The organism is Paraburkholderia diazotrophica (assembly GCF_038900755.1).
In the GTDB taxonomy this organism is placed as follows: Bacteria; Pseudomonadota; Gammaproteobacteria; order Burkholderiales; family Burkholderiaceae; genus Paraburkholderia; species Paraburkholderia diazotrophica_A.
Map to the genome: position 1 here is coordinate 217,290 of NZ_JBBPEN010000009.1, position 26,727 is coordinate 244,016.

The 26,727-nt window shown below is 57.2% G+C and carries 25 protein-coding genes and 6 pseudogenes; 17 read left to right on the plus strand and 14 right to left on the minus strand.

From position 1 onward, the window contains the following. Positions 1-8: 8 nt before the first annotated feature. The 5 genes from AABE10_RS26170 to AABE10_RS26190 all read right to left on the minus strand — a co-directional run bounded on the left by AABE10_RS26170 (position 9) and on the right by AABE10_RS26190 (position 4,843). Positions 9-803 carry an amidohydrolase family protein gene (locus tag AABE10_RS26170; RefSeq protein ID WP_342936116.1) on the minus strand — a complete coding sequence of 265 codons (795 nt, stop codon included), beginning with the start codon at positions 801-803 and terminating at the stop codon, positions 9-11. 7 nt (positions 804-810) lie between these two features. After that, on the minus strand, positions 811-2,064 hold the full coding sequence (locus AABE10_RS26175) for a Rieske 2Fe-2S domain-containing protein (protein WP_342936117.1): 1,254 nt from the start codon (positions 2,062-2,064) through the stop codon (positions 811-813). 58 nt (positions 2,065-2,122) lie between these two features. Beyond that, entirely contained in the window at positions 2,123-2,434 is a 312-nt protein-coding gene (locus AABE10_RS26180) for a hypothetical protein (RefSeq protein WP_342936118.1), read from the minus strand. A 9-nt stretch (positions 2,435-2,443) separates the two neighbouring features. Then, entirely contained in the window at positions 2,444-3,628 is a 1,185-nt protein-coding gene (locus tag AABE10_RS26185; protein WP_342936119.1) for an acyl-CoA dehydrogenase family protein, read from the minus strand. Positions 3,629-3,700: 72 nt separating this feature from the next. Then, positions 3,701-4,843: a glycosyl hydrolase gene (locus tag AABE10_RS26190; RefSeq protein WP_342936120.1), complete on the minus strand. Its 1,143-nt coding sequence runs from the start codon at positions 4,841-4,843 to the stop codon at positions 3,701-3,703. A gap of 214 nt (positions 4,844-5,057) precedes the next feature. Between AABE10_RS26190 and AABE10_RS26195 the strand changes: the two genes are divergently transcribed. From AABE10_RS26195 to AABE10_RS26235, 9 genes are all read left to right on the plus strand, one after another. Beyond that, the gene (locus AABE10_RS26195) at positions 5,058-6,014 is read left to right on the plus strand and encodes a PDR/VanB family oxidoreductase (RefSeq protein ID WP_342936121.1); all 957 of its coding nucleotides are present in this window, start codon (positions 5,058-5,060) and stop codon (positions 6,012-6,014) included. Between the two features lie 56 nt (positions 6,015-6,070). Next, a complete protein-coding gene (locus AABE10_RS26200) occupies positions 6,071-7,084 on the plus strand; it encodes an amidohydrolase family protein (RefSeq protein WP_342936122.1) in 1,014 nt (337 codons plus the stop codon). Between the two features lie 24 nt (positions 7,085-7,108). Continuing rightward, a complete protein-coding gene (locus tag AABE10_RS26205; RefSeq protein ID WP_342936123.1) occupies positions 7,109-8,110 on the plus strand; it encodes a protocatechuate 3,4-dioxygenase in 1,002 nt (333 codons plus the stop codon). 15 nt (positions 8,111-8,125) lie between these two features. After that, positions 8,126-8,788 carry an RraA family protein gene (locus AABE10_RS26210; RefSeq protein ID WP_342936124.1) on the plus strand — a complete coding sequence of 221 codons (663 nt, stop codon included), beginning with the start codon at positions 8,126-8,128 and terminating at the stop codon, positions 8,786-8,788. Positions 8,789-8,790: 2 nt separating this feature from the next. Then, on the plus strand, positions 8,791-9,468 hold the full coding sequence (locus tag AABE10_RS26215; protein WP_184062837.1) for an RraA family protein: 678 nt from the start codon (positions 8,791-8,793) through the stop codon (positions 9,466-9,468). Continuing rightward, positions 9,465-10,136 (plus strand): 4-carboxy-4-hydroxy-2-oxoadipate aldolase/oxaloacetate decarboxylase, encoded by a 672-nt coding sequence (locus AABE10_RS26220; protein WP_342936125.1) that lies wholly within the window; start codon positions 9,465-9,467, stop codon positions 10,134-10,136. Before AABE10_RS26215 ends, AABE10_RS26220 begins: the two co-directional genes overlap by 4 nt. 95 nt (positions 10,137-10,231) lie before the next feature. Beyond that, positions 10,232-10,777 carry a flavin reductase family protein gene (locus tag AABE10_RS26225; protein WP_342936126.1) on the plus strand — a complete coding sequence of 182 codons (546 nt, stop codon included), beginning with the start codon at positions 10,232-10,234 and terminating at the stop codon, positions 10,775-10,777. Between the two features lie 131 nt (positions 10,778-10,908). Next, positions 10,909-11,454, plus strand: coding sequence for a tripartite tricarboxylate transporter substrate-binding protein (locus AABE10_RS26230; RefSeq protein ID WP_342936127.1), 546 nt, complete (start codon positions 10,909-10,911; stop codon positions 11,452-11,454). A gap of 407 nt (positions 11,455-11,861) precedes the next feature. Beyond that, positions 11,862-12,533, plus strand: a complete 672-nt coding sequence (locus tag AABE10_RS26235) for a GntR family transcriptional regulator (protein ID WP_342936128.1) — start codon at positions 11,862-11,864, stop codon at positions 12,531-12,533. Here AABE10_RS26235 and AABE10_RS26240 read toward each other — a convergent pair. Beyond that, positions 12,530-12,988: a hypothetical protein gene (locus AABE10_RS26240; RefSeq protein ID WP_342936129.1), complete on the minus strand. Its 459-nt coding sequence runs from the start codon at positions 12,986-12,988 to the stop codon at positions 12,530-12,532. The genes AABE10_RS26235 and AABE10_RS26240 overlap by 4 nt on opposite strands. Positions 12,989-13,035: 47 nt before the next feature. Here AABE10_RS26240 and AABE10_RS26245 point away from each other — a divergent pair. Then, positions 13,036-13,361, plus strand: a pseudogene (locus AABE10_RS26245) (IS3-like element ISBcen22 family transposase); the annotation flags it as partial. 238 nt (positions 13,362-13,599) lie between these two features. On the opposite strand, the gene AABE10_RS26250 reads toward AABE10_RS26245, so the two are convergent. The 4 genes and pseudogenes from AABE10_RS26250 to AABE10_RS26265 form a co-directional block, all read right to left on the minus strand. Next, positions 13,600-15,165, minus strand: a complete 1,566-nt coding sequence (locus tag AABE10_RS26250) for a methyl-accepting chemotaxis protein (RefSeq protein WP_342936130.1) — start codon at positions 15,163-15,165, stop codon at positions 13,600-13,602. 274 nt (positions 15,166-15,439) lie between these two features. Further along, the gene (locus AABE10_RS26255) at positions 15,440-15,949 is read right to left on the minus strand and encodes a MarR family transcriptional regulator (protein WP_342936131.1); all 510 of its coding nucleotides are present in this window, start codon (positions 15,947-15,949) and stop codon (positions 15,440-15,442) included. Between the two features lie 443 nt (positions 15,950-16,392). After that, positions 16,393-17,580 (minus strand): porin, encoded by a 1,188-nt coding sequence (locus AABE10_RS26260; RefSeq protein ID WP_342936132.1) that lies wholly within the window; start codon positions 17,578-17,580, stop codon positions 16,393-16,395. Between the two features lie 1,022 nt (positions 17,581-18,602). Then, a pseudogene (locus tag AABE10_RS26265) lies at positions 18,603-18,935 on the minus strand (IS66 family transposase); the annotation flags it as partial. Between the two features lie 199 nt (positions 18,936-19,134). On the opposite strand from AABE10_RS26265, the pseudogene AABE10_RS26270 reads away from it, so the two are divergent. Continuing rightward, positions 19,135-19,253, plus strand: a pseudogene (locus AABE10_RS26270) (IS3 family transposase); the annotation flags it as partial. Between the two features lie 152 nt (positions 19,254-19,405). On the opposite strand, the gene AABE10_RS26275 reads toward AABE10_RS26270, so the two are convergent. Further along, a complete protein-coding gene (locus tag AABE10_RS26275; RefSeq protein ID WP_342936271.1) occupies positions 19,406-20,107 on the minus strand; it encodes a GntR family transcriptional regulator in 702 nt (233 codons plus the stop codon). Between the two features lie 746 nt (positions 20,108-20,853). On the opposite strand from AABE10_RS26275, the pseudogene AABE10_RS26280 reads away from it, so the two are divergent. Further along, a pseudogene (locus AABE10_RS26280) lies at positions 20,854-20,964 on the plus strand (IS6 family transposase); the annotation flags it as partial. 112 nt (positions 20,965-21,076) lie between these two features. Here the strand turns inward: AABE10_RS26280 and AABE10_RS26285 are convergent. Together AABE10_RS26285 and AABE10_RS26290 are read right to left on the minus strand one after the other, a co-directional pair. Then, entirely contained in the window at positions 21,077-21,319 is a 243-nt protein-coding gene (locus AABE10_RS26285) for a hypothetical protein (RefSeq protein ID WP_342936133.1), read from the minus strand. 97 nt (positions 21,320-21,416) lie between these two features. Further along, positions 21,417-22,202 carry an IclR family transcriptional regulator gene (locus AABE10_RS26290; RefSeq protein WP_342936134.1) on the minus strand — a complete coding sequence of 262 codons (786 nt, stop codon included), beginning with the start codon at positions 22,200-22,202 and terminating at the stop codon, positions 21,417-21,419. Positions 22,203-22,484: 282 nt separating this feature from the next. Between AABE10_RS26290 and AABE10_RS26295 the strand changes: the two genes are divergently transcribed. From AABE10_RS26295 to AABE10_RS26305, 3 genes are read left to right on the plus strand one after another with little or no spacing between them, the layout of a single operon-like run. Continuing rightward, positions 22,485-23,333, plus strand: a complete 849-nt coding sequence (locus AABE10_RS26295) for a fumarylacetoacetate hydrolase family protein (RefSeq protein ID WP_342936135.1) — start codon at positions 22,485-22,487, stop codon at positions 23,331-23,333. A 59-nt stretch (positions 23,334-23,392) separates the two neighbouring features. After that, positions 23,393-25,054, plus strand: coding sequence for a bifunctional 3-(3-hydroxy-phenyl)propionate/3-hydroxycinnamic acid hydroxylase (locus AABE10_RS26300; RefSeq protein ID WP_342936136.1), 1,662 nt, complete (start codon positions 23,393-23,395; stop codon positions 25,052-25,054). A gap of 14 nt (positions 25,055-25,068) precedes the next feature. Next, positions 25,069-25,905, plus strand: a complete 837-nt coding sequence (locus AABE10_RS26305) for a VOC family protein (RefSeq protein ID WP_342936137.1) — start codon at positions 25,069-25,071, stop codon at positions 25,903-25,905. Between the two features lie 91 nt (positions 25,906-25,996). Here the strand turns inward: AABE10_RS26305 and AABE10_RS26310 are convergent. After that, a pseudogene (locus AABE10_RS26310) lies at positions 25,997-26,152 on the minus strand (CoA-transferase); the annotation flags it as partial. Between the two features lie 44 nt (positions 26,153-26,196). On the opposite strand from AABE10_RS26310, the gene AABE10_RS36480 reads away from it, so the two are divergent. Together AABE10_RS36480 and AABE10_RS26315 are read left to right on the plus strand one after the other, a co-directional pair. Beyond that, positions 26,197-26,262: a hypothetical protein gene (locus AABE10_RS36480; protein ID WP_428983390.1), complete on the plus strand. Its 66-nt coding sequence runs from the start codon at positions 26,197-26,199 to the stop codon at positions 26,260-26,262. Positions 26,263-26,305: 43 nt separating this feature from the next. After that, positions 26,306-26,707: pseudogene (locus AABE10_RS26315) on the plus strand (helix-turn-helix domain-containing protein); the annotation flags it as partial. Between the last annotated feature and the right edge of the window lie 20 nt (positions 26,708-26,727).

Genomic DNA, 26,727 nt, shown 5'->3' on the forward strand with positions numbered 1-26,727 from the left:
TTTCGATCTCAGAGTTTCCCAAATACGCGAAGTGCGTTCGCACCGAAGATCGCGCAGAGATCCTCATGAGGTAATCCATTGAGTGCAATACGGGTGAGAGTCAATGCATTCCCGTAGCCTTCGCGAGAACTCACGACGGGGAAATCCGAACCCCACATCAGGCGATTTGCGCCGAATGCGGCTACCGCCTCGTGGACAAGTGGCGACGTCGCGTCCCCGAAGGGACGACCCAGATGCCAGGTTTTCGGGTCGCGGGGCATCAATTCGCCGAGCCCCGGAACCTTGAGCATGACATTCGGAAAGGCGGCGAGTTTGAACACCTGGCGACGAATAGCCAACTGCTCATCTGTCGTGACGGGCGTGCTGGTGCCACCCAGATGTTCGAGGACGATGGTCGTCCCAGCCAACTTCGCAACCAGCTCGATAAACCCCGGCGCGTTGAATGCTTCCGCCGATCCCACGCAACTCACCGGTAGTCCAGTTTCCTGAACTGCACGCCATGCTTCGGGAACACGACCGTCAGGAAGACACGAGGAGGGGCGAAGCCGAATACCGGACACGCCATCGGCGGCCAGGTTTTCGATCGTCACTGCAACGTCCGGGGCGTCGACATCAACCCACGCCACGCTCGACAGACGGCCCGGATATCGCTTGACGCAGTCTTGCTGATACCGGTTATCCGTCTGTCCGATCATCTGGGTGAGAATGGCCATATCAACGCCATGTTCAGTCATTTGATCGATCAACGTCTCGACAGGCTCATACCAATGACGCGAAACATGGACGTGACTATCGACGATCATGTGGACCTCAGGCCTTCAGAGCGACGTCCGGATTGAGGGGTACTTCTTCTTTCCACGTGCGATCGTTGGGGAAGATCACCGTCGAAGCGTGAATCTCCTTCCACGGGATCGTGTTCGTCAGCACGCTCGGCAATTCGCCGCTTTCCGCGTAAGTGCGAGCCGAACGGATCATCTGACGACGCCATGCGACGACCGCGACATCCGATGTGCCGAGGTGTTCCTTCGTGCGGTCGAGGATACGACCCTGAGTTTCGCTGACCGCATGATCCTGCGTCAGGATTCCCTTGATTCCCGACATCGACGACGTCCTCATCGCTTCGCGGTCCTGCTTGTACCAGTTGTCGATGTTGAGTTCTTTGCGGAAGTTTTCATCGACCCAGTGACCGCCTTCCTGAATGCGGTATTCGATGTCGACAGGCTGCGTTTCGTCGAAGAACCACTGGATGTGCCACGTCGATTCGTCGTCGCGCGGAACGAATGCATTGGCCATCCGACGGTTCTTGCGCACGCCGAAGCCATCGGGCGGGATCAGCGTGAAAAACGGCAGGATCACCTGCGTGACACGGGCGTGCAACTTGCCTTCTTCACGGAAATTACGCACGCCCGCATAGCGCAGGCCGTACTGCGTGTACTCGACTTCGATCTTCGGACGCAGATCGCGCTCGTGTTCGTACTTGGCCGGCGCTGCCCACGGTTGTTCACGGTGCAGGACGCCTGCGTGTGCGGAGTCGATCGTGCCTTCGACGGCTTGAGCGTAGTTGCAGTCTTCGAGCACCTTGAACGCAGCAACTTTCTCTGCGGGGTAGGAAAGGAAGTCGAAGTCGGGGAATTGCGGAACCTTTGCAGGGTCGCCCATGTACGTCCAGATCACGCCAGCGACTTCTCGAGTCGGATACGCCACTGCCTTGATACGCGAGCACAGCTTCGAATCTTCCGGCTCCGTCGGAGTGTCCATGCACTGACCGTCGACGGCGAACTTCCAACCGTGATACAAACAACGCAGGCCGCCTTCCGAGTTGTCGCCCAGCGCGAGCGACGCACGACGGTGCGGACACTGTTCTTCGAGCAGACCAACCTTGCCGTCGCTATCGCGGAACGCCACAAGGTCTTCGCCCAACAGACGCACGCGCACGGGCTTGCCGCCCGGCTCGCTGATTTCGGACGCCAGCATCACCGGAATCCAGAATTGACGGATCATGTCGCCGTTCGGCGTGCCTTTACCAACCTGGGTCAGAACGTCGTTATCTTCGCGGGAAAGCATGGGTTGCTCCTAGGTTCTCTTTATCTGTGAATATGCGTGGGAGACTCGTGCTCTCCCACTAGCCTGAAACGAGTTCGACGGCCTTCAGCAGTCGATCACGCGCGTCTACGGTGTTGCTGTCGTTGCCAATAAAATCGTGCGCTTCGACAATCAGGTTGCGCAGAGCAGCAAGGTTCTGCACTTCCCGCACATTCGAGCCCTGCCGTGCAGCGGCGACGATATCGTTATCGAGCAGCCGCCAGATTTCATCGAGCTCGGATTCGCGGTAAATCATGTGCTCGAACGTACTCGACTTCTCCACGCGCCCGATCAGTTCACGCAACGTTTCCGGCGAGTAATCTTCGATCGAGTGAATGTCATCCACGTTCATGGCTCATCCTTATTTCTTCGGACCTGGACCGAACTGCGAAGGCGGGAGGCCGAGCGCATGGCGACCAAATGTCGTCAGCGCCGAATCCCACGTGAAAGCGAAGTGCTGCGCGGCGGAATTGACGTCGCGCCAGATGCGTTGGAGCTCGGAAGCGTTGTAAATGCTGGTGCCGCCGGCAGCTTCGAAAACACTGTTTGCCGCGCGACGAGCGGTTTGAGCCGAATACGCCCAATCGCGCGGTATACGCGACCATTCGAGCGCCGTCAGTGACTCCGCACTCTCTGCGCTGTCGACGCGGCGCGTGTCTTCGAGAATCAACGCGTAGGCCGCGTCGAGATCTACCGTCGCGTGTGCCAGCCGTTCGATCGTAGCCGACTGTTCCGCCATTTGAGCGGCTGGCATTGCCTGAAGACGCGGCGCCAAACCCTCAGCGAACGAACGGAGTGCTGCTCGTGCCATGCCCAGCGGCGCCCCGATGAGCGAGAACGGCGTGACGTTCTGGAACGGCATCCGGTAGATCGGGGCACGCATTGCGTCAGCGCCTTCGACGTTGCCGGTCATCATGTCTTTGACCGATACCGAACGATGTTTCGGGATGAACGCTTCCGCGACCTTGATCGTGCGGCTACCGGTGCCACGCAGGCCGGCTGTGTGCCAGTCATCGACAATTTCGATATCCGAGCGCGGGATGACGAAAAAGCGCGGTTCAGACGACCCATCCGGACGCTGCACGGTGTTTCCGATGATGACCCATTGCACGTGGTCGATACCCGAACAGAAGCGACCGTCGCCGTTCACGAGTTTGTAGCCGCCTTCGACTTCGGTAATCGTGCCGCCCAGGCGGAATACGGTTGCCGTCAATACGTGGCCTTTGCCAAGCACGTCTTGCTGTGCTTGCAACGGGAACAGATTCAACATCCAGCTATGGCCCGCCAGCACCCCGAAAACCCAACCCGTCGAGCCACAGGCCGACGCGATTTCTGCCGTAACTTCGACGAGCGTCGTGAAACCTAATTCGGAACCGCCAAACGTTTTTGGTGTGATGATGTTGAAAAGACCCGTGTGGCGCAGTGCATCGATCGTTTCTTTCGGTACCACGCGGTCGCTTTCCGTCTGTTTGACGCGTGAACGAATCGCATCGTGCAAACCACGGGCAATATCGAGGGCTTCCTCGCGGCTGTTAATACGGCTCAAGACGTTCTCCTGGGAAGACATGGCGCGCCGAAACGTGGCCGGCGCGCAGAATGGTTTTTGCTTGAATAGCGTTCAGTGTTCGTTGCGACCGTAACGATCCTCGACGGTCATGCGCTCCTTGGAGTCGAGGAACCAGCGATAGTGACCGCCCTTCGAGATCGGTGGAACGTCTTCGGAGACGACGTACCAGCTTTCGCCATCGTTTTCCGTCGCATAGATTTCGCCCGTTGCCGTACCGGCGATGAGCATGATCTTGTCATTCCAACGGTACAGACCCATACCTTCGATGTTGCCGATAATTTCGTCGGGCAGACCGTTACGCATATGTTTCCAGGTAACACCACCATCGGTGCTCTTGAGAACAGTTGCATTCGCAGACTTGCGGGCGCCCCAATCGCGTGGTGCGTTACCCGGTCCACCGAGATACAGAACGTTCTCGTTGCGCGGGTCGATAAACATGGCGTCGGGATAACCGATAAGGTCTTGACGCGTCATCAGGTGAGCCCAGGTCTCGCCAGCGTCTGCGCTGTAGTGCAGGCCTTCGCCGCCGCACATGAAAATCTGCTTTGGATTTGACTGGCGGATCAGCACGCGGTGGTTGTCGTGGTAGAACTTATCGTTTTCCGATTCGTACGACCGCGGCTCGCTCCATGTCTTGCCGTCGTCAGTAGTCTTAAGAAGTGCGCCTTGTTCAATACACACATAAAGCGTTTCAGGTTCGGCCGGGTGAAACGAAATGTTCTTGACGTGTGCAATATGTGGAGGCGGCGGGAACGTCCACCGGTCCTGACCCGGCACCGTCATCATTTCGGGAATTTCGACCCACGAAGCACCCAGATCGTCACTGCGATAAAGCGCGGACGGCTCAGTGCCCAGGAATAGGACAGTCTTCCCGCCGCGCTCCTGCTTCGTCATCGTATAGATGTGCGTGCTCTTCAGGCCATTGTTGGCCGCTTCCCACGTCAGGCCCAAGTCCTTCGAGACCACGAGGCTGCCTTGGCCGTGTGCGCCCGCGAACAACAGGCCCGGACCCGGAACATAGAGCAACGCGCTCACGTGGCGGTCCTCCAGCGTCGTGCGCGTGAGGTGCCACGGGGCCCTGGCGTCTTGACGCTCGAATACGAGCATGCCGCGGATCGTAGCAACCAGTAGCGTCGTTGCCGCGCCATCACCATGCGTAACGGTTCCACCGTTAGTGGTCAGAACTGCAATCACTTCTCCTCCCTGGGGAATACCCCATGTGATATCGCCTGTTTCGCTCCGAAGAGTCTTTGACTTTTTTCCACCCAGACGAAATAATATGCAAAAAAGAATTACGCGTCAAACTGCTCGCGACAAACTTTCGATGATTGGTGACTGAGGAAGCGTGATGTGTGATGCCTGCCCCCCATTCGCGGGGTTTCGCGCGTTCTACGAATTTGGAGGTGAGATGACTGAATCTAACGAAGTGATGACTCTGCGCTTGACGGCGAGTCAATATTTAGCGCGCAACACGCTGGCTCTGACGTTTGAAGACCCCGAGGGCGAGCGTCTGCCCGCCGCCGACGCGGGTTCGCACGTTGCACTGATCCTGCCGAACGGATTGACGCGTCAATACTCCCTGCTCGAGTCAAGCGATAGCCTGACGCAACGCTCTTACGTGATTGGCGTAAAACTCGACCCGCAGTCGCGAGGGGGTTCTCGCTACATTCACGAAACGATGCGTGTCGGTGACCTCGTGCAGGTCGAAACCCCACGCAACAACTTCCCGCTCGACGAAGACGTTGAGCACACGGTTCTGGTCGCCGGGGGTATCGGCATCACGCCTATTCTGTGTATGGCTCGTCGCCTGAAGGAAATCGGAAAATCGCCTCGCATCTATTATTCATGTCGAGACCGGGTTGACGTCGCCTACGCCGAAGAATTGAAGACATTCGAAGGTTCGGTCGTTCATGTCGACGCAGAAGTCGGCACATTTCTCAATATCGAAGACGTGGTGAAGCGGGAGCCAGCGTCGGCCCATTTCTATTGCTGCGGCCCCGGCCCGATGCTCGCCGCATTCGAAAAGGCTTGCTCGAATTTGCCCCCCGAACAAGTCCACGTCGAGTACTTCAGTGCCAAACACGAAGCCGCACTCGATGGCAACTACGTAGTTGAACTGCGTAAGAGCGGCAAGACGCTCACCGTCCCTCAAGGAAAGACGATTCTCAACGTCGTGCGTGAAGCCGGTGTACCGATCTCATACTCGTGCGAAGAAGGCGTATGCGGTGCATGCGAAGTGCGCGTGCTGGAAGGTGAACCGGATCACCGCGACGCCATTCTGTCTGAGCCCGAAAAGGCTTCGAACAAGACGATGATTATCTGCTGCTCTGGCTCCAAAGGCGATCGTCTCGTCCTCGATCTGTAGCAAGCACCCGTGTGCCTATGGGCACCCATTATCACGTTAATTCAGGAGACAAGTAAGTGATTATCGATTGCCACGGTCACGTCAGCGCACCCGCGGAATTGTGGGTCTACAAGGCACACATTCTGTCGCATCGCGGCGAACACGGTCGCAAGATGCCAGAAGTGACCGACGAAGAAATCCTGCACTACGCCAACAAGAAGGAAATGGCACCGGTCGGCCACCTCGACATGCTCGACCGCGTAGGCACGACCGTCCAGTTGATGTCGCCGCGTCCGTTCCAGATGATGCACAGCCAGAAGCCGGGCAAGCTCGTGCACTGGTTCACAGAAGAAACCAACAACATCATCTCGCGCACCGTCAAGCTACTGCCGAAGCGTTTCATCGGGGTCGGCGGCCTGCCCCAGGTGTCGGGTGACCCGATTGAGGTCGTGCTGCCGGAACTGGAGCGCTGCGTCAAGGAACTCGGCTTCAAGGGCGTACTGCTAAATCCCGATCCGTTCGAAAACAGCGGCGTCGAAGCCCCGGGTCTGGGTGAGCGTTACTGGTACCCGCTGTACGAGAAACTGTGCGAACTCGACATACCGGCGCACATCCACGCTACTGGCTCACAGTCGGCACGTTCGCCGTATACCGTTCACTTCATTAACGAAGAAACGATCGCGGTGTTCAACCTCGTCAATTCGAACGTGTTCAAGGACTTCCCAAAACTGAAGATCATGGTGTCGCACGGCGGCGGTTCGATCCCCTATCAGATCGGCCGTTTCCAGTCGGGCGCCTCGCGTGCCGGCCGCAACTTCCTCGAGGGCATGCGAAATCTGTACTACGACACCGTGCTCTACTCCGAAGAATCGCTGCGTCTACTGATCAAGACGGTTGGCGCTGACCGCTGCATGTTCGGCGCAGAGTGCCCGGGCGTGGGTTCGGCTATGAATCCGGACACCGGTCGCACGTTCGACGACATCAAGCCGTACATCGAAGGCTTCGACTGGCTGTCGCAGGCAGAGAAAGATGCGATTTTCTTCGGCAACGCCCGCGACTTCTTCAAGCTAAAGCTCGCGGATTACGAATAAACAACGCCCACAGGACTCGAAATCATGGCAAAAATCGTATTGGGAATGGGAACATCGCATGGCCCCATGCTCATCACGCCACCGGAGACCTGGGGCGCTCGCGTACCCGATGATCGACTGAGCATGCATGATTTCAAAGGCCGCGAATGGGCTTTTGATGAGCTTGTCGAATATCGCCGTAGCGAGAACCTCGCGGATCAGATCACACTCGAGAAGTGGAAGGAGCGGCATGACCAGTGCCGGGCGGCTATCGAGGAAATGGCACGGGTACTGGCTGAGGCCAAACCTGACGTCGTTGTCATTGTCGGCAACGATCAGATGGAAATCTTCACCACTGATTGCATTCCCGCATTCGGTGTCATGCACGGCCCGACGATCGTGAACAACATGATCAGTCACGGAAAATTGATGCAAATGCCTCCGGGCGTGCGCCATTCGATGCCGGGTTACAAGCCGGAAACAGCCACGCATGAAGGCGTTCCCGAACTTGCAAAGCACATTATCAAGAACGCGATCGCGGACAACTTTGACGTTGCCGCTCTTGGCCGCTTGTCTGAAACGGAAACGCCGCATGCATACGGCTTCGTGTTCCGCCAGTTGATGAAAGACCAGGTCGTTCCGACCGTGCCGGTGTTTGTCAATACGTTCTATCCGCCGAATCAACCGACAGTCGCACGCTGCCACGCTTTCGGTGGATCGATTGCTCGCGCGATCGAATCGTGGGATTCGAACGCACGTGTGGCTGTCATCGCTTCCGGTGGTCTGACGCACTTCGTCATTGACGAGCGCGTCGACAATCTGATTCTCGACGCGATGAAGAACCACGACCTCACGCCGGTATTCGCATTGGGCGAGGAAATCTTCCAGGCGGGTACATCTGAAATCAAAAACTGGATTCCCGTCGCGGGCATGATGGATGAACTCGGCTTCGACATGACGGTGGTCGACTATGTGCCCTGCTATCGCAGCGAAGCCGGTACCGGCAACGCGATGGGCTTTGTGTACTGGAAGCCGCAGTCCGAATAAGGAAACATCAAATATATGGCAACCAAAGACGAATTCGTCCACCGCCTTCGTCGGTTGGACTGCTGCGCAGTCTCGGACGCACTCGACAAACTCGGCTTGTCCGGCGTCGTGAGCGGCGTCGCGCAAGCCTCAGGCACGAAGCGTATCGCAGGTCGCATTATCACGATGAAACTCGGTGTTGGCGATCCGCCTCCTGGCCCGCCGCGTCATCTGGGCACCACCGCGATCGAACTCGGCAACTCCGACGATGTGATCGTTGTCGAGCAGCGCACCGGTATTGAAGCCGGTTCGTGGGGCGGCATCCTGTCGCTGGGTGCCAAGGTTCGCGGTATCGCGGGCGTAATCGCTGACGGTCCCGTTCGCGACATCGATGAATCCCGCGAGATGGGCCTACCGGTGTTCACAAACAAGTTCACGGCGCTCACCGCTCGTGGTCGTATCGTCGAAAAGGGCGTGAACGTCCCGATTGAAGTCTTCGGGGCCGCCGTGGAAGCCGGCGACTACGTGATCGCCGACAGCAGCGCCGTGATTTTCATCAGCAAGGCAAACATCGCCAAGGTGGTCGAGACCGCTGAATCGATCGTCGCACGCGAAGCCCTGATGGCGAAGGCACTACTGGCGGGCACGCCGATCCACGAAGTCATGGGCGGCAACTACGAACTTATGCTTAAGGATTAACCATGTCCGAAATCGAACAAGACAAGAATGTTGCGCGCGCAGCGAAACTCGAAACAGCGACGCTGAGCGACGCACTGGACCGATTGGGCCTGAACGGTCAGTGCTACAAGATCAAGCCGCGTGATTCGTCGTTCCGAATGGCTGGTCGGGCATTCACCATTCTCTACGGCCCCGCCGCTTCGCCCGCAGGCACCGTGGGTGACTTTATCGACGACGTTCCGCCAGGCTCGGTCATCGTCCTCGACAATGGGGGTCGCGAAGATGCAACGGTATGGGGCGACATCCTGACCGAGATCGCTCATCGCCGTGGTATCGCTGGTACCGTAATCGACGGCATAAATCGTGACGTACACCTCTGCCTGTCGCTCGGTTATCCGGTTTTCTCCAAGGACAACTGGATGCGCACGGGCAAGGACCGCGTGCAGGTCGAAGCCACCAACGTTCCAGTGAATATCGGTAACGTGCGCGTTGCTCCGGGCGATCTGCTGCGAGGTGACGCAGACGGCGTGATCTCCATTCCGAAGGAACATGAAGAGCGCGTGCTTGCTGCTGCTGAAGAAATCGATGCCGCCGAAAATGCCATCCGCCGATCTGTGGCAACGGGTATGCGGCTTGACGAGGCTCGCAAGCAGTTCAAGTACCATCAACTGCAAACGCGTCGGACTGGAGAAGAGGCATGACGGGCCCCGTTTTCAATCGTCATGAGACCACGCGTCTCGCTATCGAGCGACCCGATGTCAATTTGCTTGACGTCGCCGCGAAATTGCCGGCTGCAACGCTTCACGAGGCTGCCGGAAAGATCGGCGTCCTGCCTTATGAAATCAAGCCTGTCGCGCCCGGCTTCAAGATTTGCGGCCCGGCTGTGACCGTCCATTCGCCCGGTGGCGATAACCTTTGGCTTCACCGTGCGATTTACGCAGCCCAAGCAGGTGATGTCCTGGTCGTCTCTGTCAGCGAAGCGTATGAACACGGGTACTGGGGCGAGGTCATGTCAACGGCCGCAAAGGTTCGGGGGCTTGCCGGCCTCGTCATTAACGGCTGCGTTCGCGATCAGCGACTGCTGTCCGAGATTGGGTTTCCCGTTTTCGCTCGCGGACTTTGCATCCGTGGCACAGGAAAAGATTTCGGCTCCAGAGGTTGGATCAACGCGCCGATTCGATTCGACGACGTCACGATAAACGCAGGCGACCTGATCGTTGGTGACGAAGACGGCGTCGTGTGCATCCCGCGTGAGCAAATCGCCGAGGTGCTCACTGCATCCGAAGCACGCGAAGCAGCAGAAGCACAACAGATGAAGCGACTGGAGGCGGGTGAGAGCACGCTCAGTATCTTCGGTTGGGATCAGTAAACCGGCTAAGACTCGCGTCCATAGCATGGGGTGGCGCCCCCGAAAAATCGCCACCCCTCCATTTGCTCCGTCTGGTTTTATGATTGGAGGGTGAAGTGAGCATAGAAGAATCCGAATTCAAACGCGCCATGCGCTGTTTGACCGGGCACGTATGTTTGATCACTACCGGTTCGGATACGGACGGGCCGCTCGCCGGCATGACCGCAACCGCTGTGACGTCTGTTAGTGCAGCACCTCCTATTCTGCTGGTCTGTATCAATCGCGCAAACTCGTCGCTAGCGCACGTGCAGGCCACTGGCAACTTCGTCGTCAACGTTCTGGCACGTAGTGAGCAGGAACTGGCGCAGCGGTTCTCGCGACCGATTTCGCCGCAAGAAAAATTTCAGGCGGGGACGTGGAATCGTATTAAGACGGGTGCCCCGGCTTTGGCCAATACTATGGTCAATTTCGATTGCACCGTTGAACGCATCCTTGAGATCGGTACGCATGCCGTAATTTTTGGACGTGTCGAAGGCACTGCGATTAATGGTCATGTAACGACGCCGCTGCTGTATTCGCAAGGATCCTACGGCGAATTTCAGGCGAATAGAGCCGTCGATTTTCATGATTTACTGTGGATCTCCAACTGGGGATCCGACTAATCCAAAAATCCAGATTGAGGTACGGCCCGCACTATGCCGTTCCCCATATGTAATGCATTTTGCTAATCACGCAGTGCATTATTGTTAGCCGCCTTTCAGGCACCCTTTAGAATAGTCGGAGACAATTGATCTTGAAACTGAACCGGAAACTTCTCCTCTCGGCGGTCCTCTCAGCGGGCGCACTGATCTCGGACGTCGCCCTCGCGAGTACACCTGCCAAATCCGCATCTGCACCTGCACCTGCACCTATGGCCAAGTCCGCACGGGCAACCGCGGTTGGTGCGCCCCCGAGTGTTGTCCTGGTCGCTGAAATCGGCAAGGGCGTGTCTGGAACCGACATAAAGGACTACGCGGATCTGATTAGTCGCCTGAAAGACAATCCAGACTGCTACACCTTCGGTACGACGGCTGACGGTGCGCGCGACCTGGCCGCGATGACCACATTGCAAAAGCGTAACGGTGTTCGCATGGTTAAATTGTCGTATAAGGATACAACTGAGGAAATCGACGGTTTGATGAAAGCGAAGGTGCAGGTTATCCCGGTTCCGTACGATGTCGCAGCCCCGTACATCAAGAAAGGTCAGATGCGTCCCCTAGTGGTCTTTGGTTCGACGCGTATCCCCGAGATCAAGGACGTCCCCACTGCGAGCGAAGTGATGCCCGGCTTCGTTTACTGATCTGAACCGACGGTACGACATAGAAATGCCCTATCGTTGCGCTAAACCCCGAGAGTTGGAGATAAATCCGACCCTTGGGGTTTTCCGTGGCAAAGCACGACAAGAGGCTCGAACTCAAGATGGTATTGGGCTGGATTTCGAGTGACGAGGCTGTATCTATAAGCGCTCGTGGCCGCGTTTGGTATTCGGGTCGTGCATGCATCAACGGCGCAAAGGAAGAGCGTTCACACTTCACTCAGAGGTCGCTCCGTTCGTTCAGAGAGTAGTTTCGCGATTTCGAGTGGAAGGCGCTGATCGTTACACTGCCGTTTCTATCGCAGGGAGTTATTTTCCCAACGAAATAATGCGCGAATGATAGAGGTTTGATATATAATACAAAAATATATTTCATATATGATGAGGAGTAGATGGGCACCGCAGTTCGCGAACTGGACACCGTTGATTTTCCGGCTCAGGTGGCGGCAGAGACGCGTAAGCTGATCAATCGGGGGGTGCTAGCGCCGGGCCTTCAGCTGAGGCAGTCGGAACTCGCTGATCGGTTCGGGATCAGCCGCGTGCCGATCCGCGAAGCACTGAAGCTCTTGGCGGCAGAAGGCATCATTGAGCATGATCCGAATCGTGGATTCTTTGTCGCGCAGTTGTCAACCGATGAAGCCCGACAACTGTATCGCATGCGTCAACTGCTTGAGGCAGAACTGCTGAGCACGATCGAGTGGCCTACGCCAGAGCAGCTGACGGTACTCAAGCAAATGCTTACGGATCTCATGGAGTTGCTGAAGACGGGTAATCGCGATGGCTGGATCGAAATGCACCGTGCTTTCCACGACATGATTTTCGAACTGTCTCCAAACAAGGTGATCAAGCTAGAAATCCTGCGTTTGATGCGTTTATCAGATCGCTACCGTGCGCTGGCCGTGGACGTTTCGGCAAATCCGGAACATCGCCGGGCAGATATCGAAGCGCGATTGGTGCAGGCACTGGAGAGTCGGGATAGAGTTCTGCTGCTTGCGGCCTATGATCAAGGGCGCTCTACGGTTTTGGAAGGGCTGATGAGGGTGCTGGCCGCTAGAGGGGCCTAAAACGAAAAGAAGGTCGCAACTGCGCCCGGCTTGCGCCAAGTGACTGCAACGTCGCGTACAGGCTGTGTTCGCCTACCCTCGGTATATTGCCGCTGGACACGATATTTGTATTCATCGTGTTGTTCGCACCATTCGTGCTTACACGCGCTCACCGGGTCGCGATGCATAAGCTTACGCAGTGCACAGGTGGCTTGCGATGCAACTTGGTTCATAAGAACATCCTTCATGCGACACTGTGCGCGGTTGACAGGATACGACGGCCCCACGGCAACCAGGCGCGTCGGTATCTTGCCAGCGAACTTCTTGGAACTGACGGCGAGCCGCTCTTCAGGACACAACGGCGCGCGAAGGCCGTTTGTTTCCCATGTCATGACCATCTCCCGCCAGAATGTCTCGCCTTGCCGGGAACGACGCGCGTGCGCCGGTGCAGCAGTTCCGCCCATTGCATGGTCCATCAGGTTGTTCCGCCGCTACCATGGCAACACCTTCGCACAGGGATCGCCAGCGCTCAAGACGGGATTCACCGACGGATATCAATGAAGACTCGAGCCAGGACTTTGTGGCGGACCACTTGGCTGACGACACCCGTCTGCGAGCCTGACGATCGTCGACGTCTTCAGCCGTGAGGCACTTGCCATTGAAGTCGGACAGCGCCTGCGCGCAGAGGACTTTCTGTCCGTACTGAACCGGCTGGTGGCCCAACGTCGGGCGTCGCGATTCCCGTTCGCCGATAACAGCAGCGAGTTCTCCGGCTGTCTGGGTATGTGGGCGTACCACTGCAACGTACGGATCGACGTCAGCCGCTTGCGCAAGCCGACGGATACCTCAGTTGACGATGGATCGCTGCAATGCGCTTTCCTGGTTTTATGTAGCGCCGGACGGCTTGAACGCGGTCTTCGTACGAGTACATGAACTACCTCCCGGTAGTCCAAGTTTTCGTCCACACTCCCGGTCGGTCGGTTTCACGTCGCCGCTAGCAGATAGGGTATCCGCAGTAACGGAGCCTTCGTCGATCTCAAGAACACCATCCCTCATCGAGGGCTATTTTGTCTCCGGAGAGTATGATTCAGATGGCGCGTGCGATCTTGAAGTTAGTAACCAGTTTTTGGAGGCGCTCTGCTTCTGCATGAACGCCACGGGCTGCTGCAGCGGCTTCTTCGACCAAAGCTGCGTTGTGCTGCGTCACCGTATCGATTTCGCCGATCGCCTTATTTATCTCCATGATGCCGCGATGGCCGTCATCGGATGCGTGGGTGATCTCCTCCATCAGAGTCGACACCTGGGTAAACTCACTTACCACGTCGTTGATTTTAGACCCGGCATCGTTCACCAGTTGAGATCCGTGGTCAACGCGGCTGACCGAATTGCTGACCAATTCCTTGATCTCTTTGGCTGCCGTTGCCGAGCGTTGAGCCAGCGTGCGGACTTCCTGGGCAACGACGGCGAAGCCACGACCTTCGTTGCCAGCACGTGCGGCTTCAACCGCCGCGTTAAGGGCTAAGATATTGGTCTGAAAAGCGATGCCCTCGATAGTCGCAATGATGTCGGCGACTTTCCTCGATTGATCAGCAATACCGGTCATAGTGGTCACAACGTGTTTCATGACCTCTCCACCGCTGTTTGCCAGATCGGACGTGGTCTGTGCGAGTTTAAGTCCGTGTTTCGCACTCGCTGCGTTGTTCTGCACCGTCACAGTCAGTTGCTGGATCGAAGCTACCGTCTGTTCAAGCGCTGCTGCCTGTTCCTCGGTTCGCTGGCTCAGATTCTCGTTGCCTTCTGCGATCTCGGATGCGCCGGTCAATACGGCCTCGCTACCCGATCGAACCTCCTTCACGATGTTCACAAGACTCACATTCATGCTTCGAAGCGCACGCATCAATTGGCCGAGTTCCGTATCGGAATGTACTCTGACTTCCGAAGTCAAATCGCCCGCCGCCACCGCCTCAGCAATTCGTACTGCGTCCGTTAGCGGGAAGACGATCGACTTGGCAACCGCGTTGCAGACATATACCGTCGCAATGAGAGCAATCAATATCACGGTGAACGTCAGCGCCACGGCCATGTTGTAGTCGTGAATCGCTTTGTCCGCCGCCCGATCTGCCTGCCTTTTAATGAAGTCCATATGGGCGGTGAGTGTCTCCTCCGTGGACTTGAAAACAGCAAAGATCTTGGTGTTGGCGAGCACACGCTCGGTAGCAAGATCTGGATTATCAGACATTGCAAGCGTGTATAGTTCTTTGTTGATCACCGCATACGCAGCAATTGCCTTCTTGTCGTTCTCGAAATACTGACGATCCTCGCCGGGCCGCGCGCGTTTCTCATATCGATCGACACTGCTTCTCAGCTGATTCAAGGCTCCTGCCCGAATCGCAGCATTGGTATCCTTGGCTTGTTTTGTATCGGATAAGACAAGACCCAGCGTGGAACGACGATCCGTACTGAGCGCGAGACGAAGATCAGAAATCGTTTGGACTGACTCCATCCAATCCTGTTTGATGTCCAGCAGATGTAGTTGAATCCGATGCGCCTGCAAGAGCGCAAATCCCACGGCACTGCATAGCAGCAGGATAACGATTGCGAAGCTAACAAACAGCCGGTTGCGTACTTTTAGATTGCGAAGAAGCAGGAGCATGTTTTATTGCCTACATTAATTGTATAACTTAGGATGTCGGCACGAACCCCGTATGGTAGATAGGGGGCAAACACAATTGTTAGATCTGGTCGGATGTGTTATCGCCAGACCCGGCCGTTACTCGGCCGCGAGGAGCATTGGGACACACGCGCGAGAAGGCGATCGCGGATAAGGGCGTACGGAAAGACGCGCTGGATTGGATCGCCTGCTTCCCATGTTTTCAGTGAGGAGAAAGAGCGGTGTCGTTCACGACGGCGCCAACGGCGCGGGAGGGTCACAAACTGTCGGTCCGGGCAACTGTCGAGACATCGGTTGCGTCGTGGACCGTGGCATTAACAAGTAAACGCTTGAGCAACGCAACGAAAATATCCGCCTCATCTTCAGTCAAGGGGCTAATCAATTTATTGTCAGTTGCCCCGAGAAAAGCTGTAATTTCGGCGACCATGGCCACTCCGCTTTGCGTAAGCCGAACGCACCAGCAGCGACAGTCGTTTGGATGTCGAAACCTCGTTACAACTCCAGCGTCGATGAGACGCGGAATGATTCTGGACAGCGTCCCCATATCAAGATGCAACCGGCGGGCGAGTTGAACCTGTGTCATGAACTGCTGCCCAGCGAGGCATGCGACGACCCTCGCCTGCGCAAACGAAATTCCAAGCGATGACTTCAAACGTCGATTAACGGACTCGGAGATCGCCTTGTCCATTGCGACAATACCGGCGAACCAGTTTAAAGCCAGGATTTCCGGCTCTTGGCTGATGAATAGCCCCTCCTCGCTCTTCATTTTTGCTGCTTCTCCGGCAAATGTGGTCGGAATCGTTAGTCGGCCTGCGTCTACACGTCCTAACACCACGTCGTACTATCGTTAATCATTCACTGCTGTGCCGCTACTGCTCGCCCGGCGCGCTGTGAATTGCTCTCATCTTGCTCAACGAGTGCTGCCGATGCTGTTTCGGCATTATAGCATTCAGCATTGAATAATATCGTCTCTCCTGACGAAGAGACGCAGCCTTAAAAAGAGCACTCTGTAATCCAAATCGCGGCGGAAACGCAGAAACAAATCAATCGAGGCGCGCTGCCAGGCGGACTTGAATTGCGGTCACTCTGACCTTGTCGACCCCTTGGAACGGACGGATGACAGTATTCGCGGCCCGCAGTGCATAGCCCACGAAGACCACGCCAGCGATGACGAAACCATGCACATCGCTGGCGTTCTTGAATGAAGCATCAGAACCGATGCATCATGCCAAGCTGGAGAACTGACTGGATATTGCCGCTTGCCACGATGTTCCCAATTTCTGCGGCGTAAGCGCCGTTGGTGTGTTGATATACGCCAGCGGCATAGACCGAGGTACGTCTCGACAATGTGTACGTCAACTGCAACGCGACCTGGTTGATCGTCACGTTCTTCAGCAACGCGTTACCATTTTCGTAGGTGTAAGCGCCGCCGAGGTTCCAAGCCGGCGAGAAGTCGTATCCGACGCCACCTGCAAAGGCGTAAATCTTGGCACCCGTATGGGTGTTGCGCGCGTCGCTGTACATCCCGGAGACCGTGAAGTGGCCAAACTTCGTCCTGACACCGGCGAGCAGGTTGGCGATGCCACTGCGCCCATTGTTGACCGCCGCATAATTCTGCTCAGTGTAAACGACAGCAGCACGCGTTTCTCCATACCGGAAGCTGATCGCCGCGCTTTTTCCAGCCCCGTTGTCGAAGTCGCCCGCTATACCGCCGAAGCTATACATCACGCCAGCCGACAGCCCGGCGTATTCTTCCGTCACAACCTTGACGGCATTCGCCATCCGCTTACCGCCGACACGATCCCAGTTGATGGCCGCTAATCCAGAAATTTGGCCGTTCGTCGTAATAGGCGCGAACGGACCGCCTGAGACGGCGCCGGCAATCCGCGCCGGCCCCGAGACGCCGAGCAGATCGGCACCGAAGCTACCGGTCCGGAAATTCAGCATACCGCCAGCGATGCCCGTTGCCGGATCGATACCGCCGATCAGGTAGTAATCGAAGGCGAAGTCGTTCTGGCGCCCGAGGCGGAAGCTGCCGATCCCTGCTTGACTGAGTCCGACCCACGACGAGTTCTCGAACATCGCGCCGCGCGACTGCGGGTCTAGTCCCCCGGTACTCAGGCTGATCATCGAGTCGAGGCTGAAGTTCGCGCGCAACCCGCCCCCCATGTCCTCGCTCCCGCGGAAGAAAAACTTGGTGGGAAAGATGGCGGAATCCTGCATTTGAAATAAACGTGCCCCACCAGAATCACGATAGGCGGCGAGACCTTCGTCAAGAAATCCCCCAAGCATGACGCTACTTTGCGCATGGGCGGCCGTAACACCCATGAAAACCGATGCGCACGCAAACGGCACCGCAGCCCATGGATGTTTCCTCCACGTCCCCTGGCGATCCATATCTTCTCCTGATTCTTATAGATGATCTCTGAAAGTGACTGCTAGTGAATCGAAACGCGAGTACGTCTATTTTTTTACGCTGCTCTGTTGCTATCCTGAAGATGTGCAGCATCCAATGCGACGTCGAAATCTGGCTGGACATCCGAAGGAACCCTTAAATGCGAGCGTTTTGTCTGGTTCCAGCTGCCCGTAGGCATCGACTGAATAGCGCAAGGAACCGGTGTCCGATTTGAATTGCATTCCTAATTGCCCTGAGCGATCCAACCCCAGTCTTCCGACTCCCGATATGGATCGACAAAGGGATATTCGCCAAGCTGTACGACTAAGATCGAAATGCCTGTCAGTATCATCGCCGCGTTCAAAGCCACGCTTTCGGCCGTCGCAATTCCCCCTCCCCTATGACTTGATGCCAGAAAGGAGCGCGCTTGAAACCGCGAACCCGAGGACCGCGAGGGACCGCGAAGAGCCGCAATGAACTAGTCGATCCCGACGTACCTTTATCCAGCCGCCCGCGTCAGCTGGGATGCCATCGAGCCGTGTACCGCGACGTAATAGCCAAAGCCCACAGCCGTCAATGCCGATGTCATCCAACGGAAGATCGACACCGCCGTAAGTCAAGTAGATAGTTGGCGGAAAACAGAGCGCACACCGCGACACGACAACTTATTCCATCGGCAGATGTCCAATGGAACGAAGGCAAAATGAAATTCTTCCGTGACATTCAAAATAGTATTTATATACGAATGCAATGTCAACGCGCCATGCTCCCGTGAGAACCCCTGGCTTTCCGGCACGGCACAATTTGCCGATGGCTGCGATTCGCGACTGAGTTGCGGGCAGTGCAATCAGAGTAAGCGTTCGATCAATACCGTCACGAATTACGTTGACGTGTGAGAAGCGGGACTGCAAGCGAATAAGGTCGATATGTGCTGACGCGGGCAACAGAAGCGCAATGATTAAAGGTAATAGTTCATCGATCCGGTACCATTGCCGCCGAAGTTCGGCGCAACGCCGCGCTACCTTTTTAATGCTCGCTCGGCAATGGTGTTATCGATTTCCGCACGTCCGTCGTCGCAGTAGCGCACGAGCGCCGGCCAGCGGTTCAGCGCGTATTGGATCGCTTTTAGCGTGTCGAATTTCGCCGAGAGCGTGAAGAGCGTCGCCCAGAACCAGCGTTTGACGTCATCGAGCAACGGTAACGCCTGCGCCTGGCGCGCATCGCGACGTTCAGCCGTCGGCTGCCGCAGGTCGGTTCCTCGATGGCATAGAGCGTACCGATGCGGCGCAGGGCCTCTTCTGCCAGCCTGGTAGCGCGTACTGCGTGCAGGTCATGGCTTTCGCCTCGCGTGCGCCATGGAAACCAAAGGGGCAGGCAAATGGATAGTAGTGCCAGTTGCGTGGCGAATTGTTCCGTGAGAGAGAGGTGGCGCCGGGAATTCAGACAGTCGCGTAAGTGGAGCGACTGGTCTATGAGACTGGATAATGCCGGCAAAGGAAGCCAGACGATGACAAAACCGGCGCACTCACTCAGCGGCGTTCAAGGCGAAGGCGGCTTTGGCCGCTGTCCGAGGCGAACGCACGTTGGCCGAACTGGCTCAGCAGTTTGATGTTGATCCGAACCCGATCACGGAGTGGAAGCGGCATTGCAGGAGCGTGCGGCTGACGTGTTTGGCACGTCCGCAGCAGCAGTGGCGGAACCGCCGGTCGCGACCAGCGCCTTCCGTGTCCAGCGCCAAAGTCGAGCCGTGACCCAACTTGGCATGCTTAGGACGTTCTAATCGGCTTTTGATGTGAAAAGGGACACGGTAGGTGCGTCTTGTGTTGATCACGTCTCTCTGGCCGCAAGCACCGCCATCAAGCCGCTCAAAACTATTGATCGCCCCTTTTCGTAAGTCGCGAGCAGCAAGTCTTTATCCCTACTCTGCAACGCCTTGACCAACCGCGCCTCGATATTCGCACTGCGGTGTTCGGGGTTCGCCGAGATATCTGCTGCCAATGCACGATAGCGATCGGTCAATCGCATCAATCGCAGCACTTCACGCTTAAGCACTTTGTTCGGCGACAGATCGAAAATCATGTCGTGAAATGCGCGGTGCTGCTCGATCCAGCCGTCGCGATTACCCGCCTTGAGCAAATGCTCGAGGTCCGTGAGCATTGCCTTGAGTTGCTTCAGCTGGGCGGGCGTCGGCCACTCGATGGTCATTAGCAATTCAGCTTCGAGCAATTGCCGCATCCGATATAGTTGCCGTGCCTCGTCACTCGACAGTTGAGCGACAAAAAACCCGCGATTCGGATCGTGTTCAATGATGCCTTCAGCGGCCAGCAGTTTCAGCGCCTCACGCACGGGCACTCGGCTAATCCCGAAGCGCTCGGCAAGATCAGACTGCCGCAGCTGGAAGCCAGGTGCAAGCACTCCGCGATTGATCAGTTTGCGTGTCTCCGCCGCCACCTGAGCCGGGAAGTCACTGCCGTCCAGTTCCAGAAGTTCGCCGGAAGTCATTCGGCCTGGGATCGCAATCGTATTCATTATCGTATTATATCCCAGAATTCCAGACACAAGCGTCAACGACACGTCGTGGTCCGGGCCTTCGGCCTCGGACATCGCTGCCGCGGGCGTTGCCCCCTGCCCGCGAAGTTCTACGTTGAGTATTATGTATATACATAACTGTATTAACCGGTACTCGACCGATCAGGCAATGTCAGTGGAGAGGGGCCCCGTCCCGACCAGTGGAATGATCCTCTTGAGCCAATCGGACCTCAATCTAGGCTCGGAGCAGCTTTCAAGTCCAAGAACGACGAAACGACTGAAACTGCCGGCTAAGCCGAGCGCTGCAGCCTAGAACTTAACCGAATATTCCTACTGTTTAGCATTTTATGTTGGCTTTGCTTTTAAATGCAATATATCTAAAGCAGGCTATGGCAGTTGCCGTAGTCGATGCTCACCCTTCTGTTCAGCGAGATTCTCGCTCCTTTGCCGCCGGTAATGAACTTATCGTCGTTGAGGCCTGGCGCTCGCCACGCTACCCGTGGTACTGGCGTGGAATCTGGAGATCAAATGGCGCCTGGTGGCGGCTCAGCTGCCGTGCACCGGCGTCGAAGTGCCGCGGGTGGCAACCTGTCCAACATCGTAGGCGCCGTACTTGTGGATGATGTCGGCACGGGCGCGCAACCGCGGCGCCGTAGCTCGTCATAGCAAGGGATGCCCGTCTCGCTCTCGAGATCCAGCGGCCCCTCGCCGTCGCCCGCATAGGCCGGCATGTCTTCCCGAAAAGCAGCCGTCAGCCGAGCCGCAGGTAAGAACGCCGGATGTGCGGCTTTCGCGATCCTCTCCGCACGCAGGCGTTTCTCACATGCTTCGGCCCGAGTAGGCAACACTTCGCATTGCCATGACATCAGATGAACGCGGCCTGCCATCGCACCGTGGTCAAGGAACGCGTCGCCAGACGGTATGGTTGGAGTCTCTGTCGCAGTCGAGCAAGTTACCTGATAAGGATAACTACGTGTACTCAAAGAGATACTCTGCACCAGCAACCAGGCAGACCCCTGCGAAGGGCGCTGCGATGGCGGTCTTCACCCGAAGCACATATTCGCGTCGACCGAGAGCTACATCGCGCAAGGCGCTGATCCAGATTAACGCGACCATCGAGCTATCAAACGCGCTATCAGGCCGATAATGGATTTCCAGCATTTCCACCGCTCTCGCATCATCCTTCCCGATCTGCCCAGCAATGCTCGGCATGCATGGGCTCGCGCTATCCCCAGCTTCTCGCTCAGACGTAATTGTTCGAGGCCAGGAGGTGCCAATCATGCACGAATAGGAAAATCACGCCGACTGACTACGCAATGCGCTTCCGGTCGTCAGGTGCCGATGTGCCAACAGCAAGCATACCAAGACTGATCTCTCGGGCGCCCCCCATCAGAACATGCGACAGCCGCGTGACGCATCCGGGGTCGGCAACCGAATCAGCAATCACATAGCTGAGGCTGCCGATCGCACGCCCGTCTTCGTTCTGGACAGGGGCGGCGATGCCCACACGCCCGGGATCGACTTCCCCTCGGGACACCACGAACCCGGCCCGCCGAAGCCTGGACAGTTCGGCACGAAATGAAGCCCAGTCCTGCCCCAGTCCCGCCGCCTTGATTTCGGCTTTATTTCGTTCGTAGATCGCCTGCAAAGGTCGGGTCTGCTGGAACGCAAGAATGATCCTCGACGTTGCCCCGCGGAACATGAGCATCGGTTTGCCACGCTCATAACTGACGACGGGCTGCGGGCCCTTGCCCATCGCCTGATGTACACACAGCACAGATTCGCCGAACGCTCTGCAAAGCAGCATCACTGAGCCGGCGGGCGCGAACTCGATCAGCTCCTTCATTACCGGGCGCGCGACCTGCAGCATCGGGTCGGTCAATTGTATTTGCCGGTCGAGCTGGATAATTGCAGGCCCGAGCACATACCTCCCTCCGCCAGCGCTGGCAACGAGCCCAAGCTCCGACAAATTCGCCAGATAACGATATGCACTGCTCGGAGAAACCCCCAGTTCCCGGACAATCTCCTCTGCGCTCCACAAAGGTTTCTCAAGGGAAAAGAGTCCGAGGACGCCAAGCGCACGATCTGTCGCCATTCTGAGTTCCGTCTGAATCCAGCAGGCACGCACAGAAGCGGGCCGCTTGCGTAATTTTTCACTATATGGCATCTCAACGCCGCACGGTGCATCCGCAGTATGTCGTCGACGTTTGCGCAGATCTCCTCGCACCGGCGTTGCGAGCGTTCGCTCACGCTATCACACTCCGCCTCCTTCCGTACTAATGGTTTACTATATGTGCCCATTTCCTGAAATATGCGAATAATGCACATTTCGATTCAACGCTACGTCATATATGAGGATTCATACAGGAGAAAGGCAATGAAGCTTTTGAGTTTTGAATATGCGGGAAAGACCTCCTTTGGAGTGCTGCGCGGTGACAGGGTCCTTGACCTCGGCGAATACGCTTCGGACGTTGGACACACGCTGCAGGAAGCCATCGCTATTGGTGCGTTTGGAGCCATCGCAACGATCGCCGAACGAGGGACAGCCCTCATTCCCCTCGATCAGGTACGTTTCCTCCCCGTCATCCCGGCCCCCGGCAAGATTCTTTGTGTCGGCATCAACTACGCTTCGCACGTGAAGGAAACGGGCCGCGAGATGCCGAAACACCCAATGTTCTTCACCCGCTTCGCCGATTCGCAGGTGGCTCATGGACAACCGATCATCCGGCCACGCGCATCGCAAAAGCTCGACTTTGAAGGCGAACTGGCTGTTGTAATCGGCCGCACGGCACGCCACGTTTCCTCAGAGAACGCGCTCGATTTCGTCGCGGGCTACTCCTGCTACAACGACGGAAGTGTGCGCGACTGGCAGAAACACACGATCCAGTTCACGCCCGGCAAGAACTTCCCGCAAACAGGTGGATTCGGGCCGTGGCTCGTGACGACGGACGAGATCCCTGATCCGTCAAAGCTCTCGCTGACGACGCGCCTGAACGGTGAAGTTGTGCAGGCAGCCACCACCGACGACCTGATCTTCAGTGTTGGCGATGTCATCGCCTATTGCTCGACGTTCACCGAGCTGCATGCAGGCGACGTGATCATCACTGGCACCACGGGAGGTGTCGGTGCATTCCGCGAGCCCCCGCTGTGGATGAAGCCCGGCGATGTGGTCGAAGTCGAGATTTCGGGCATCGGTACATTGCTCAATTCAATCAAGGACGAGTAGGTCCGAGCGCGCCGCGGGTGCCCCGTCTTGGGGCTGCTGGCATGGACGGAGACAACAAGATGGACACCCCAAAGACCCTGAAGACATCGGTACTGGTCGTCGGCGCTGGCCCGACCGGGCTCACGCTGGCCAACATACTCGGGCAACAGGGAATCGAAACGATTCTGATTGATCGCAAAGCGTCGACTGTCGGAGAGCCGCGGGCTGTATCGATCGATGACGAGTCGCTTCGAACCATGCAGGCTATTGGCCTCGCAGAAGCCGTACTCGAAAATGTCGTCAAGGGCTACGGCGTGCATTACTACACGCGCCCAGATGGCATTTGCTTTGGAAAAGTCGAACCTACCGCAAGCGAATACGGCTTTCCCCGCCGCAACGCGTTCCGCCAACCACGCCTCGAGGCCAGCCTCCGGGAGGGGCTGTGCCGCTTCCCCTGCGTGCGCATGTTGTTCGGCCATACGCTCGTCGATTTTGCGCATGACTCCGATGGCGTGCGCGCGAACGTCGCGAGCACCCAAGGCGTTCACACCATTGAAGCGGCTTACATTGTGGGCACCGACGGCGGGCGCAGCAGCGTGCGGCAGCAGATTGGCGCGACGCTCGTAGGGTCGTCCTTCAAAGCCCGCTGGCTCGTAATCGACATCGAAAACGATGACGATTCGTTCTGGCAGACCCGCGCATTTTGCGACGCTGATCGCCCTGTTGTCGATGTACCCGGGCCGGACAAGACACGACGGTACGAGTTTCTCCTCAAAGCCGGTGAGACCGACGAGGAGATCCTGAAGCCGGAGCGCATCCGCGAACTACTTCGCCCCTTCAAAGGTGATCGGCCGGTCGACATCGTTCGGAAGACCGTCTATACATTTCATGCCCGCGTGGCCGACCGGTGGAAAATCGGCCGGGTTTTCCTCGCGGGGGACGCCGCACACTTGACTCCACCGTATGCGGGTCAAGGCATGAATAGCGGTGTCCGCGATGCACACAACCTTGGATGGAAACTCGCTGCCGTTCTGAACGGCACGGTGGGACCGGCTGTTCTTGAAACGTACGAACAGGAGCGCCGCGACCACGCCTGGGCGCTTATCAGGCTCGCATTGCAACTCGGATTTGTGATGGCGCCGGCCAGCAAATTGCAGGCTTGGGCCACCGCAACGTTCTTCCGCGCAACCGCGATCGTGCCCCCGGTCCGGGACTACTTCCTGAAAATGAAGTTCAAACCGAAGCCACGCTTTCGCACAGGCCTTATCGATGCGTCTTCAAGCGTTTGTGCCGATGCCGTCGGCACCATGTCGCCGCAGCCCGAAGTACGGATCGGCCAAAGCAGGGTGCTGCTGGATGAAGTCACCGGTCACGGCTTCACATTGCTTGCGATCGACGTCGATCCCGAAGCACTGGCCGCAGTTGGATCTTTGCCCATGTGGGCGCGGATCAAGGCGACGAAAATTGCAATTACGACGTCCAGTCAGACCGACTCGAATCGCACAACCAGCTTCGTCCAGACAACCCTCGCAACGGCGGCGATTCCGTCGATGTATGCAGCGGCGAAAGGAAGCTTCATCCTTGTACGTCCGGATCGATACGTAGCCGGCGTGTTTCGCGCCTCCGAAGCCGAATTGTTTGCGTCGCGCTATCTTGCTGCGGCAGACATAACGTCGAACCCAGACAGCGACGTAGTCGGCCATGGGCAAGCAACACCTTCACACGTTCTTTCCACAGAATAAGAGCATCCTTAATAATGACGCTTCAAACCGATACGCCACTGGCCCTTCATCATCTTCACATCACAAGCGAAGATCCCCAACGACTGGCCAGGTTCTACACCGATCTGTTCGACCTCAAGGTCGTGTCGCATAACGGCGACCAGATTGCTCTCGCTGGCGGTTCACGGGCAATCGTGATTCATTATGGAAAATCAGGAGAGCTTGCCGCAGCAGCCTATGCCGCGCGCGATGAAGCAGCCCTTGCCACATTGAAGGCGAAGCTCGGTGACTTTGCGGAAACCACGACTCCGGCCGACGAGGTGTTCTTCATGCAAGGTGCCATACGCATTCGCGATCCACAAGGGCGTTGCCTGGTCATCGGTGTACCCAATGAGCAGCGAAGCCCTGACGACCTTCCCGCACGGCTACAGCACACTGTTTTTCAGACGACGCAGCTCGAAGCGGTGCTCGACTTCTACGTCAACAGACTCGGCTTTGCCATCTCAGATGAAGTCGTCGACACGGAGGGGCGGGTTACGACGTGCTTCCTGCGTTCGGACGATGAGCATCACTCACTTGCATTCTTTCGAGGCTCGCAGGATGTCTGGGATCACCACTGCTACGAAACCTCGTCCTGGAACGATATCCGCGATTGGGGCGACCGTTTCGCACGGGCACGATACTCGATCTTCTTTGGCCCGGGACGGCATGGTCCAGGTAACAACCTGTTCTTCATGATCACCGACCCCGATGGCAATCGGGTTGAACTCTCCTGTGACCTCCAGCGAGTAGAAGCGGCCCATCCTCCGGGCGTCTGGCCGCATGAGGAATACACGTTGAACTCCTGGGGACGAGGCTGGATCCGCACGTAAGAGCGCATACCGGGCTGAAGCGATGAGGCCACCTTGTTCCCGGCGGACAATACAATCAGACAACGGCTCCAGTGGCCGCCAGCCATGAGAACTTGTGCTGGTCGCCCTTCGCGACGTGCTCCATCAGCACGACCACTTTCTTCACGCCCGCGACGAGGTCCATCGCGCCGCCCATGCCCTTGATCATCTTGCCGGGGATCATCCAGTTCGCCAGATCGCCCTTCTTGCTGATCTGCATCGCGCCGAGGCGACGCGGCAGGACCATGCGAGCGCGGCGAGTCAGTGCGACTCATGCGCGAGGGCTACTTCGAGCTGGGCGGAAAAGTGCCCGTCAATCCTTCCGGTGGAATGCGATAAGCGCCTCGACCGAGCACCCAGTTCTATCCTCTTGAGGCCAGACTCGTTGCGCGAGGCTTTGGCGATGCGAGGACAGTCGGGCCAGATAGGCCGCTCGCTGCGTCTGATTCATGCAAGCCACGCGCAGCCCTCGACGTCAGGCAACTGGCCGACGAAGCGGGAATGAGCCTTCCGGGTTTCCACAGTCACTTCAAGGCCAATACGCAGGTGTCGCCAATGCAATACGTGAAGTCGACGCGTCTTCGTCGGGCTCGCCTGCAATGGAGCGCAACGAGTTGACCGCAGAGGCGGCGGGACACACTGTGCGTTACGCGAGCCCGTTCCAGTTCAGCAGGGAATTCAGGCGTCTGTTTGACTGACACCGGCCGCCGAGGCTAGGCGTATGCGCGAGAGCTTTGCGATTCCGGCCGTATTCGCTGATACGGCCTATGTCTCGTCGCACTGAACTTGGCGCGATCCGATTGG

Coding starts and splice junctions, on each gene's coding strand:
- AABE10_RS26205 (WP_342936123.1), top strand. CDS start 7,109: ATGGCAAAAATCGTATTGGGAATGGGAACATCGCATGGCCCCATGCTC.
- AABE10_RS26235 (WP_342936128.1), top strand. CDS start 11,862: ATGGGCACCGCAGTTCGCGAACTGGACACCGTTGATTTTCCGGCTCAG.
- AABE10_RS26180 (WP_342936118.1), bottom strand. CDS start 2,434: ATGAACGTGGATGACATTCACTCGATCGAAGATTACTCGCCGGAAACG.
- AABE10_RS26170 (WP_342936116.1), bottom strand. CDS start 803: ATGATCGTCGATAGTCACGTCCATGTTTCGCGTCATTGGTATGAGCCT.
- AABE10_RS26260 (WP_342936132.1), bottom strand. CDS start 17,580: ATGGATCGCCAGGGGACGTGGAGGAAACATCCATGGGCTGCGGTGCCG.
- AABE10_RS26300 (WP_342936136.1), top strand. CDS start 23,393: ATGGACACCCCAAAGACCCTGAAGACATCGGTACTGGTCGTCGGCGCT.
- AABE10_RS26195 (WP_342936121.1), top strand. CDS start 5,058: ATGACTGAATCTAACGAAGTGATGACTCTGCGCTTGACGGCGAGTCAA.
- AABE10_RS26220 (WP_342936125.1), top strand. CDS start 9,465: ATGACGGGCCCCGTTTTCAATCGTCATGAGACCACGCGTCTCGCTATC.
- AABE10_RS26285 (WP_342936133.1), bottom strand. CDS start 21,319: ATGCCGAGCATTGCTGGGCAGATCGGGAAGGATGATGCGAGAGCGGTG.
- AABE10_RS26305 (WP_342936137.1), top strand. CDS start 25,069: ATGACGCTTCAAACCGATACGCCACTGGCCCTTCATCATCTTCACATC.
- AABE10_RS26175 (WP_342936117.1), bottom strand. CDS start 2,064: ATGCTTTCCCGCGAAGATAACGACGTTCTGACCCAGGTTGGTAAAGGC.
- AABE10_RS26210 (WP_342936124.1), top strand. CDS start 8,126: ATGGCAACCAAAGACGAATTCGTCCACCGCCTTCGTCGGTTGGACTGC.
- AABE10_RS26255 (WP_342936131.1), bottom strand. CDS start 15,949: ATGAAGAGCGAGGAGGGGCTATTCATCAGCCAAGAGCCGGAAATCCTG.
- AABE10_RS26240 (WP_342936129.1), bottom strand. CDS start 12,988: ATGGACCATGCAATGGGCGGAACTGCTGCACCGGCGCACGCGCGTCGT.
- AABE10_RS26295 (WP_342936135.1), top strand. CDS start 22,485: ATGAAGCTTTTGAGTTTTGAATATGCGGGAAAGACCTCCTTTGGAGTG.
- AABE10_RS26290 (WP_342936134.1), bottom strand. CDS start 22,202: ATGGCGACAGATCGTGCGCTTGGCGTCCTCGGACTCTTTTCCCTTGAG.
- AABE10_RS26275 (WP_342936271.1), bottom strand. CDS start 20,107: ATGAATACGATTGCGATCCCAGGCCGAATGACTTCCGGCGAACTTCTG.
- AABE10_RS26250 (WP_342936130.1), bottom strand. CDS start 15,165: ATGCTCCTGCTTCTTCGCAATCTAAAAGTACGCAACCGGCTGTTTGTT.
- AABE10_RS26215 (WP_184062837.1), top strand. CDS start 8,791: ATGTCCGAAATCGAACAAGACAAGAATGTTGCGCGCGCAGCGAAACTC.